We start from the raw sequence: 10,217 nt of genomic DNA on the forward strand, positions 1-10,217 counted from the left end.
GAGCAATCGTGCCTCTTCCTTGCGCTTGAAAACACGTGCTAGAGGCTGCACCTTCCTGGATTGGGTGTCTGACGTCCGTCGACGGTGATGTTCTGTCGGCGGTCATGCGACGTACTTACAACGCGAGTATTCTGAGCGGCGAATGTTGAAGAAGATACCAGGACATGCTGAGTTGCCGGAAGTCGAACTGGCGACCCTGCCGCGCCTCTCGGTCATCATTCCGAACCACAATTACGCAGCTTACGTGGGATCCACGATCCGCAGCGCGCTGGACATACGATGGCCAAACATCGAAGTGATCGTCGTCGATGACGGGTCGACGGACCATTCACTCGACGTCATCAACGAGTTTGCAGACGAAGTCACAATCATCAGCCAGGCGAACGCCGGGCAGATGATGTCCTGTGTGAACGGCTTTCGCAGGTCGTCCGGCGATATCATCATATTTCTCGACTCGGACGATGCCCTGCATCCTGATGTGATGACGGAGATCGTATCCGTCTGGTCCAAAGCCGCGAGCAAATATCAGTTTCAGATGCGCGTGATCGATGCCGAGGGGAAGCCGACCGGAAATGTCCTGCCGCAGTACTTCTCCTGTCCGTCCTCGGAGGACGTCCGCAAATGGATGGCAACAACCGGCGCTTATCCGACGCCGCCCGGGTCAGGAAATGCCTACCCGAAATGGTTTGTCGAGCGTGTCTTCGGCTTTGAGTCCGACTTCATTGATCGAGCTCCGGACAGTTATCTTTTGGCGGCCGCTCCTGCGTGTGGCGAGATCGTGACGATCACCAAACCGTTGGCGGACTATCGCGTGCACGGCCTCAATCACGGGGCTTTCCTTCAACTCGACGATACCCGCTTTGCGAGAGAGATCGACCTCACGCGGAGGCGGTACAAGTTCTTTTCCGAGATCGCGCGCACGGAGAAGCTGCCGGTTGCGCCCGATGCGCTCAAGAGCAATTTGATATTTCTTTGTTTGCGGATAGCGTCGTACAAGCTGCGGCCGGACCTTCATCCAATCGCGGCGGATAGTTCATTGAGCATCGCTGTCGATGCGCTTGGAGCGGCTGCGTCGCCGCAAGGTTTCTCAAGATCGCAGCGCCTATCGCTGCTGGCTTGGATCTTCTGCATCCTGATCAGTCCGCAGTACTTCCGTCGTGCCCTGGTGAGTTTGCGCTACGTGCCCGCCCAGCGGCCGAAATGGTTGCGCGCGTTGCTCGGCCGACTCCGGATCATTCGATGATCAGGGCAGGGCTGGGACACTTCGGTCAGACGCAGCTTTGGGACGGATCGACCTCAGGCCGGCGCCGCCTGGCGGCTGCGACCATACGCACAGCATTGCCATCATGATCAGGAATGGAGCCATCGCGAGGTTGCCGCCGCCGAGCTGATAGCAGGCCAGCATTGTCAATGCGAGCATCGAGTTGTCTTTCCTGAATATCGAGAGGACGAGATAGAACAGGAAAATCAGTAGCCCGATAATTCCGTAATCCGCGACGAGCTTGAGAACGGGATTTCCGCTGCCGCCAAAGTAGGCGGGCGAGCGTTCCAACCCGCCGGGCCCGGAGCCGATAAGCACTCTGTCGGTCTGAAAGAGATAGTCCCAGGTCTGTAGTTGCGCGACGTAGCGGGCATAGCCGCTCGACTTGGTTGAACTGAATTCATTAAGCCTGCTGACGATCGGATCGAAAGGTTCCGGTGCAACGAGATACGTTGTGCCGATGAGCACGGCAACGGCCGCCCCGATGGCGATAACCCGCAGTGATTTGAGCGGAGCAATCAGGGGATAGGCACCGAGGGACACGACGAGTACCAGGAGGCCCGATCCCGACCGAGTGAGCACGTATGAGATGGCGTACAACGGAAGATAGGCAAGTCGCCGCAAAATGAACACATCGACGACCACACCTATAGCGAGCAACTGAGACAGCGCTCCCGGCTCCATCGGGAAAAACCCGTTCGCGCGCCGATTCAAAGACCCATAAAATTCCACCGCATTTTGGTTGTAGGCCGACTCGACGAGGACCGGATCGAGCGACGGGATTGCATCCTTGAACGAGAAGAGGCGTATTCCGCCGAATTGAAGAGCAATCTGGACGATTGCCAGAACGGCACACAGGCGAACATAGAACAGGAAGACGGGAAGGACCGCCTCGTTCGAGAATCTCGTCGAAGGTCCGAACAGGAAGATCGAATTCGTGACAAGAACCATCGCAAGTGATGCCGGGCTCATCTCGACACCGCGATCGGGAGATTCGGCTGCGGCGACCGCGCTGAAGAGAAACCAGACGACGACGAGCCCGAATGCGAGAGTCTGTGGCCCGCGAATGCTCACCAGACCAACCCGCCATCCCCACGCGACGAGCGCGAGGAATCCGAACAGCGAAAAGAAGATCTGTCCGGTTCCGATAAGCAGTCCGAAGCGCTGCATGCAAATGCACAGAATGAAGGCAATATGCGCGAAAATGACGCTGTTGGTCTCGTCGCTTGACGCTGCTGCAGCCCGCTTGTTAGACGAGGCTCTGGCTGGGAATGTGTCGAGGCTCACCATCTTGGGACTCGTCGATTACTGTTTCTTGGCGCCTCGGTGGGTGGGTGCGTCTGGACACAGGACAACGATCGCGATCGACCTTGGTCTCTCTCATGAGGCTGTTCACCCTCTATACAAGAGCCTGTAGCGACTTCCCACATGGAACACGACGCGAGCGCAAGATTTAACCCTTACGTTCATGGTGCCAGAGGCTTGTTTTGCCTCATGGTATTTGTCTATCACGTCGTTCATTCCGGACTACCCACGTTCGATCTGTTTGCCAGGGGGCTGTTGGGAGAAGCGCTGCAGACCGGAAAATTCGGTGTCGAGTTCTTCTTCGGGATCAGCGGAATCGTGATTCTGCCAAGCTTGTATCGGGCATCCTCGGTCGTGACCTTTATTTTGGATCGCTATGCGAGGATTCTTCCTGTGCTCTGGGCGACCGTGATCGCGATTGCGATTTTTGGCTGGCTTTCAGGAAATGGTCCAAGTCTGCTGTTGGTTGGTGCAAATCTAATGGCGCCGCCTCCATTTATTGACATCATCCAGATCAATCCCGCCGCGTGGTCGCTCGGATACGAATTCCTGTTCTATGGAGTGTGTGCCGTCGTTTTCGTGATCGGCGGTGTCAGTCGTCCGCTGGCGCTGGCGGTAGCTGTCAGTTCGTTGATCTTGCTCGTGTACTATCCCCGTGCGCTCCTGATGATTGGTGGCGTGCTCATCGCGGAGAAGTACCTATCGTCGACCTTGTTGCAATCCCTGGCGAAGTACCCGGCGATCTTCTTCGTGCTGTTCCTGACGGTCTGGAGAGGCCTAGAACTTGCCAGCGCAACGGACTACGTTGGCTTTGTCACGCCAGCATATTTGTCATTCCATGACTGGATCTCTGCTTTTCCATTTGTTGTTCTTGGTGGCGTCTTCGGGACTATTTTCCTGCTAGGCATGTCCCGAGGAAACGGTCTGTTCGGAAGAATGTTGCGTTGGCAGGTGATGCAGTGGCTGGGAACGGTCAGCTTCAGTTTTTATCTCTGGCCGCCGATCGTCATGGCCGGGGTCAAGCTGATCATGTATCGAACGGGCATGGTCGATGCATTGGGGAGCGGATCGCAACTGTTTTTCCTCCTGGTCTCGCTTCCGCCGTCGCTTATCGTTGCAACGATCAGCCATCGCGTCCTTGAAGTGAAGGTGACGGGACAGATTCGAAAACGGCTCGACTGGGCCTCGCAAGCGAAACCGGCAGTCCGGCCGATCAATCAAGCGCTCGACGGCACTCAAGGAGGGAACCTAATAGAGGGACAGTCAAATGTTCTTGATTGTTCGACAAGTCACCGCCCCAAAACGATCGCAAGTTGACTGTCTATTCGGGAAAAAGCCGCAGAGCCGTGCGCTTGATTGTGCCGGCTTGCGACGAGGCAGTGTCACCGTTGCCATCGTCTTTGCGTATTGGGCCGGCACAGCGTCTCCCAGCCGGGCTAACAACCGAACCGAAAGGGTCTCGTTATGATCGCAGCCGTGCGCAGGCAAGTCCTTTGTGTCGCCTCGATAGTCGTTGCACTCGGATCAGCAGCGCCGGCCTGGTGCGCTGGCTGGGAACTGGTTTTTTCGGATGAGTTCAACGGCGACAAGCTTGATCGAACCAAATGGGCCACCCGATACATCTACAACAACGAAACGATGGATCGTTTCAACGATGAAAAGCAGCGCTACCGCGACAACCACGTGGTGTCCGAAGGCGCGCTGACCCTGACCGCAAAAAAGAATGAGGAGGCGGACACGTTCGAGTCCGCGATGATCCGGAGCCATCAGACATTCTACTACGGCTACTACGAAGCGCGGGTCTTTCTTCCGAATGCGCGGGGATCGTGGCCGGCATTCTGGCTCGAAGCCGATTACGACATCGATGGAAAGTTCTGGCATCCGCCGGAGATCGACATTTTCGAGTACGTCATCAATGGCGTGGAAGACAAGCCGAACATGCTGCACTCGAATGCCATGAGTAAAGATAAGTGGACGCCGCAGTCCTACACGTATGTGGACAACTCCTTCGTGCTCAGGTTTCAGGACATGGTCAGCAAGGAGGATCTGAACAAGGACTGGCATATTGCCGGCTTCGTTTGGGCTCCTGACCGCATTTCGTTCTTCTGGGACGGCCGCCTCGTCTACACGCGCATGTACCAGTGGCTCAGGAAGGACGGCCAACTGGGTCCGCCGGCGCACATCGATCTCAATTTCGCCATCGGCGGAGCAGCCTGGGCCGGCCGGCACGGGATCGATGACGCGGCTTTTCCGCAGACGTTCAAGATCGACTACGTTCGCGTCTGCCAGTTCACGTCCTCTGAGCGGGGAAGCCGAAAATGCGGCCCGAGCGACGTGACGCCGGATCCGAATGAATTTGGATATACGGCAGCGCTCAACGACATGCCGAAGCCCGCGTTTCTAGGTGCCGAGACGGCGACGGTCGCAGGGCAATCCGGCAGCGGGTCGTTGTCCTTGAGTCCCACCGACCAATTGCGTTTCGAAATTCCGCTCAATATTCCGGAAAACTATCCCGCCAACAGGTTGCTCCAGGTTTCGGTGGCGGATGGGGCAACAGGAGCGGTCGTGTCCACGACCTCCAGTAAGCTGGACGTAAGCACCCTGACGACGAACGCCGACGGCGTTCGCGTGATAGAGGTTTCAATGCCCGCTATCCAGCGCTCCGGCGACTATGTCTTGGTCGCAAGGCTGGTGGCAGAAACAATCGCCGAAAATGGCACGAAAGAGGTATTGGCAAGCCCTGTTACGTGCAGCACGCATGTAAGTCAGCCGGTTAAGGCGCGATCGTGTCGTCTCGCGATGCTGCGCGTTCGGCCTCACTGACGTCGCACGCGCCTCACGGAAACACCTCGCGTCGTATTGATCCTTGGAAGGCCTGTGTGGTGCGGGCTGATACGGGTGGCACCATTCAAAAAGGGCAATTGAATGCAACGCGAAATAGACTTTCTGGTGGACGAGAATCGGCACGAAGTCGGTGGGCGGCTGGTGAATAGCGCCGCAGTCCTGTGGGCGACAACCGCATTTTCGCGAGCTGCGCAACTGATTTCGACGGCCATCCTCGCCCGCATGCTCACGCCGGACGATTACGGCATCATTGCACTCGCTACAGCAGCAGTCGGGTTTATCAATATCTTGTCGGATTTTCAGGTGTCTGGTGCCATCATCAAGTCGCAGAGCTTGACGAGAGCTCATCTGGATACAGCGTTTACGATTAGCCTCATACGCGGGTTGATAACAGGAATTCTGCTGGTTCTTTCCTCAGGCCTCGTGGCGCATTTGCTAGGCGACGAGCGTCTGAAAGACGTCCTGTGCGTCATGGCCATTCCATCCCTGCTGGCCTGTCTCAATAACCCGCTCTTGAGCGTTTATTCGAAGAGACTCGACTTCGCTAGGGAAAGCAGGAGGCAGATCGTATCGATCGTCATTGGGGCGGCGGCAGGCATAACAGCGGCGTTCATGCTGCGTAACTATTGGGCGATCGTCCTTGGCTCGATTGCGTCGAGCACATCCATGCTGTTCTTGTCATACTACAATATCCCCTGGCGGCCTCGGCTGGACCTTTCCAAGACCAAGGAAATAGTTTCGTTCGGGGTTTGGATGATATTGATCGGCGCTCTGGATTACCTGAACGGCAGGGTAGACTATCTGCTCATCGGAAGACGTTTTGGTAGCGAAACTCTTGGAGCCTATCATATCGGTCAACAGATTACGGTGATGACGACTGGAGATTGCGTAGCGCCCCTCAGTCGCGCTCTGTTTCCGGCATTCTCTCTGATGTCGAGCGACGTGGAACGACTTCGAAAGGCGTACCGAGAAGCGCAGTCGGTTATTCTAGCCATGGCGCTGCCGATTGGCTTTGGCATGTCTGCGGTGGCGAGAGATGCCGTTTATCTGTTTGTCGGTCCGCAGTGGGAGATCTCTGTAAACGTCGTGGTTTGCATTGCTCCCCTGATCGCCCTGCAGACGATGCTCGCCGGAATCGAAACAGTTGCCTTGTCGATGGATAGGGGGCGAGACCTTTTCGTTCGCGCGGCAGTTTTCTTTATTTTCCGAGTTTCGGTCTTGGTTGCGGGTTTCCATTTGGGAGGCTTGATGGGAATTGTCATCGGAAGGGTGATAACGGGCTCCTTTTTCATCTTATATGGCTTGCATCTGGCCGCCAGGATCACGCACAGCAGGATGCTGGATCCGATTACGGCGAGTTGGCGCAGCATCACGTCAGTGACAATCATGTACGCTACATTGATGCTCTTACCGAACTCTCATTTCGGGTATGTCGGTCCCCTGGCGCTCACTGCGATACTCGCCGGGAAGATTGTCCTGGGAGCGAGCATATACGTAATAAGCCACTCACTTCTTTGGATCGCGTGTGGAGCGCCCGCCGGCGCGGAGCGCAGGATGATCGATCAGTTAGGAAAACTCCGGCGGCTCCGGTTTAGGACCGGCGAACGCTGCTTGGAAGTTTGATCAAGACCAGGAAAAGAGGTTCAAGTGCGGCGACCAGTAATCTTTGTAAGCAGACTGAGCGATGGCAACATCGGAGATATGATGTCCAGTCCGCTCAACTATTTCGGTTCTGAATTCAACTGGGCAGTTCGCCAGGAAGTCCATGCCGGTGCAAGCCTGCCTCGTCGTGCCTTGCGAAAGCTAACGAGGGAAAACGCCAAAGCCGTCGTCGTAGGAGGCGGGGGGTTGATCGGGCAGCCATTTTTTGACGCGGACATTTCGTCTTGGACTCGCGGTCAGATACCGACAATCTTGTGGGGCGCCGGTCACAACAGTCACGATGTCTACGCGGTTGACAAACGGCAGCCGGGGTTTGAGGAGTATGGCCAGTTGCGGCAGTTCAACTTGGTCGGAATTCGCGATTACAACGCTGGATTTACGTGGGTTCCGTGCCCAAGCTGCATGAACCCGCAACTCGATGAACCGGGCAATTCGAGTTTCGGAACGCTTTTCCTGCTTCATCGCGACCTTCGGTCGGACAAAGAAATGATATCGTCCATCGTGTCGCAATCATCAGACGACGCGAGGATCGTGTTTAACGATTGTAGCAGCCAGGCATTTGTTGAAGCGATCTGTTCCGCTCGTCGCATCGTTACCAATTCATATCATGCGGCATACCTTGGCACGCTCGCGAAGAAGCCCGTGGTCGCAATCGGTGGCGGCAGCAAGATGCTCACGCTCAAGCACCAAGTGCCAATAGCGCAGGCGGACTGCTGGACTGCTGCATTTTCTGAATCCGAGATCCATGACAAGGCGTTGGAGGAGTGTCGGGATGCCAATAGAGACTTTTGCCACCGGGTGAAGGCCCTTATAGGCAATCAGTCTAAAGCCAAGGTGCGGCGGTACGTTCCCGATCCGATTCGGGAACGTATGGCTGACGAGTTAGCCTCAGATAGATCCTTCCCGGCAATCGTGAAGAATAAGGTCCCCAAGATCATTCATTTCGTCTTTGGCTTGTCGCCTGATTTCGGCGGAAAGCCATTCAACGTCATGCATAAAATTGCAGTCAGGTCTGCCATCGAGAAGATCAAGCCGGAAGAGGTCTTTTTTCATCACCATTACAAACCTGAATCGCCCAGCTTCAGGGACGTCGAAGGTCTGCTCTCGATGAACAAGATCGTTATCCCGCACGAATTCAAGGGACGTAAGCTGAACCACTTCGCCCACAAGGCAGATATCACGAGAATGGGCATATTGAAGGAGATGGGCGGTATCTATCTCGATCTCGACACGATAACGGTAAGGCCGTTCGATGATATGCTGGACAGCTCGTTTTCGATCGGTCTGCAGATCGGGCATAAGGTCGATGGACTTTGCAATGCCGTAATGTTGGCCGCTCCGAACGATGGGTTTCTCGTCGACTGGTTGGATTCGTACGAGCGATTTTCAGATAAGACTTGGGATCAGTTTTCAGTACAGCTTCCTTACGTCATGTGGCGGAGTGGTGTCTGGTCGATTAACGTGCAGCCTCATGATCGTTTTCACTGGCCGAGCTGGGACGATCAGAGCATGAAACTCATGTTCGAAGAGAACCATAGTTTCGACAATGCAGTCTGCCATCATCTTTGGGAATCCTATTCCTACAAGAAGTACTTCGTGCATTCCGACGAAGCGCGCCTTTCGGATTGGATAAGAAATGGCCGCTCGACCTACAGCCGCCTCGCGAGCAGGTATATCTAGGCGGCTCAGATTAACCGCCTGCTTGCGATTGGTCGAAGCCCAAGGTGGGTCGGATGGAAATGCGTTTCACAGAAATCCAAATTCTCGCCGTCTAGATTGAGGAGCGATCGGGGTGAATGAAAGCCTCGCGCCCGCGGGTTCGTAGATCAAGACCGCGAGTGAGAGCGAGAAGTGAGAGCGAGAGAAGGGGTATATCTCGACGTGAGTTGGTTGGGCCGGTCGAGATCGACGAGAGGGGCACATGTTGACGTTACGGCAAGACACGCGCATCGCCCCTCGGCTTTCTATGTGGCTGAACCTGCTACGCGGACTCGCTGCGCTCGCGGTTCTGATGTTTCACGCGTTCGCCTTGGTCTTCACCACCTCTGCAGTCGAGAGTACTGGCGTGCTATTTGGCGTCGTCTGCGCAGCCCTTCGATTTGCTGCCAAATGGGGGCACGAGGCGGTGATTATTTTCTTTGTCTTAAGCGGCTATCTGGTCGGAGGACCATTTCTCATTCGTGTCTTGCAAGACAAGATGGTATTGGCCGAGTACCTTATTGCAAGAGTATCGAGGATGTTTGTTGTCCTGATTCCGGCTCTCTTGTTGACGGCAATCCTCGATGGAAGTTCGTTGGCTTGGCTGAATGGTCATTCCGTCATAGACGCGCGGGCCTCATTTTTTCCCGATCGCGAAAATCTATGGTCGTTTCTCAGGCTTCGCGAAGCCGTGTGCAACGCGGCCTTTCTCCAGATGTTGTGGTGCAAGCAATACGGCTCCAATCTGTCGTTATGGAGCATCTCCAATGAGGGACTTTACTATTTCGCCTGGTTCGGACTGGTCGTTGGTATTCGACAGCGGATATTCTTGGCCATTCCGACGATCGTCGCTTTGATTGTCGTTTGTTCATTGGCTCGTACGCAGATCTCCGAGTACACCGCCGTAAGCTATCTGGTTTACTTCCTTGTCTGGACCTCAGGCGCTCTATTGTTTTGTTTGGACAAGCCGTCGTTAAGGCTGCTTGCCCTGGCGTCTGCGCTTTCCACCTGCTTTTGGCTTTATCTGCGCAGACAGGAGTTGTGGCTGGCCAGCGACCTTATGCTGGGATGCGCGTTCGTTTGCGTTCTGAAAGTGCTCGAGGTGAGGGACGTGGCTTATGTCGCGGACTTTGGCTTTGCTCAAGCGACGTCGGAAATAAGCTTTTCGCTTTATGCCACCCATCTTCCGGTGGCCGTTTTTGTGCTGTCGCTGCTGGGACAGATCCATCCGGTCTCGCCGAGCTGGAGGAGTCTCGCGTCATTTCTTGTTGTCATCGCGAGTTGCTTGGCCGTTTCCGCAGTCTTTTGGTGGGCTTTTGAAAGCCGCACGCCCTCAGTAAGGACAATGATACGGAACTCTCTCTCTGGTCTATACGTAAAGCCCGCGTCAAAGAATCGCTAGGGTAGCCCTCCTCGGGCTTGCCATCGATTGTGGCGCAAGCTCAAG

7 protein-coding genes are annotated in these 10,217 nt (G+C 55.4%); 6 read left to right on the forward strand and 1 reads right to left on the reverse strand.

Annotated features, from left to right (window positions below; translation table 11 throughout):
* Positions 1-142 precede the first annotated feature (142 nt).
* Complete coding sequence (locus XH80_RS05085) at positions 143-1,243, forward strand: glycosyltransferase family 2 protein (RefSeq protein ID WP_271597609.1); 1,101 nt, start codon at positions 143-145, stop codon at positions 1,241-1,243.
* Here XH80_RS05085 and XH80_RS05090 read toward each other — a convergent pair whose 3' ends face one another.
* Positions 1,244-2,551 (reverse strand): hypothetical protein, encoded by a 1,308-nt coding sequence (locus tag XH80_RS05090; protein ID WP_271597610.1) that lies wholly within the window; start codon positions 2,549-2,551, stop codon positions 1,244-1,246.
* A 138-nt stretch (positions 2,552-2,689) separates the two neighbouring features.
* On the opposite strand from XH80_RS05090, the gene XH80_RS05095 reads away from it, so the two are divergent.
* The 5 genes from XH80_RS05095 to XH80_RS05115 all read left to right on the forward strand — a co-directional run bounded on the left by XH80_RS05095 (position 2,690) and on the right by XH80_RS05115 (position 10,172).
* Positions 2,690-3,883: an acyltransferase family protein gene (locus XH80_RS05095; RefSeq protein ID WP_271597611.1), complete on the forward strand. Its 1,194-nt coding sequence runs from the start codon at positions 2,690-2,692 to the stop codon at positions 3,881-3,883.
* Between the two features lie 147 nt (positions 3,884-4,030).
* On the forward strand, positions 4,031-5,389 hold the full coding sequence (locus XH80_RS05100; protein ID WP_271597612.1) for a glycoside hydrolase family 16 protein: 1,359 nt from the start codon (positions 4,031-4,033) through the stop codon (positions 5,387-5,389).
* Positions 5,390-5,491: 102 nt separating this feature from the next.
* Complete coding sequence (locus tag XH80_RS05105; protein WP_271597613.1) at positions 5,492-7,033, forward strand: lipopolysaccharide biosynthesis protein; 1,542 nt, start codon at positions 5,492-5,494, stop codon at positions 7,031-7,033.
* 81 nt (positions 7,034-7,114) lie between these two features.
* A complete protein-coding gene (locus XH80_RS05110; protein WP_271597614.1) occupies positions 7,115-8,752 on the forward strand; it encodes a glycosyltransferase in 1,638 nt (545 codons plus the stop codon).
* Positions 8,753-8,993: 241 nt separating this feature from the next.
* Positions 8,994-10,172: an acyltransferase family protein gene (locus tag XH80_RS05115; RefSeq protein WP_271597615.1), complete on the forward strand. Its 1,179-nt coding sequence runs from the start codon at positions 8,994-8,996 to the stop codon at positions 10,170-10,172.
* Positions 10,173-10,217 lie beyond the last annotated feature (45 nt).

Source organism: Bradyrhizobium sp. CCBAU 45384 (genome assembly GCF_028128665.1).
Classification (GTDB): Bacteria; Pseudomonadota; Alphaproteobacteria; order Rhizobiales; family Xanthobacteraceae; genus Bradyrhizobium; species Bradyrhizobium manausense.

Excerpts from the sequence above, each read along its gene's own strand:
- XH80_RS05100 (WP_271597612.1), top strand. The coding sequence starts at position 4,031 with ATGATCGCAGCCGTGCGCAGGCAAGTCCTTTGTGTCGCCTCGATAGTC.
- XH80_RS05105 (WP_271597613.1), top strand. The coding sequence starts at position 5,492 with ATGCAACGCGAAATAGACTTTCTGGTGGACGAGAATCGGCACGAAGTC.
- XH80_RS05095 (WP_271597611.1), top strand. The coding sequence starts at position 2,690 with ATGGAACACGACGCGAGCGCAAGATTTAACCCTTACGTTCATGGTGCC.
- XH80_RS05090 (WP_271597610.1), bottom strand. The coding sequence starts at position 2,551 with ATGGTGAGCCTCGACACATTCCCAGCCAGAGCCTCGTCTAACAAGCGG.
- XH80_RS05085 (WP_271597609.1), top strand. The coding sequence starts at position 143 with ATGTTGAAGAAGATACCAGGACATGCTGAGTTGCCGGAAGTCGAACTG.
- XH80_RS05110 (WP_271597614.1), top strand. The coding sequence starts at position 7,115 with ATGTCCAGTCCGCTCAACTATTTCGGTTCTGAATTCAACTGGGCAGTT.
- XH80_RS05115 (WP_271597615.1), top strand. The coding sequence starts at position 8,994 with ATGTTGACGTTACGGCAAGACACGCGCATCGCCCCTCGGCTTTCTATG.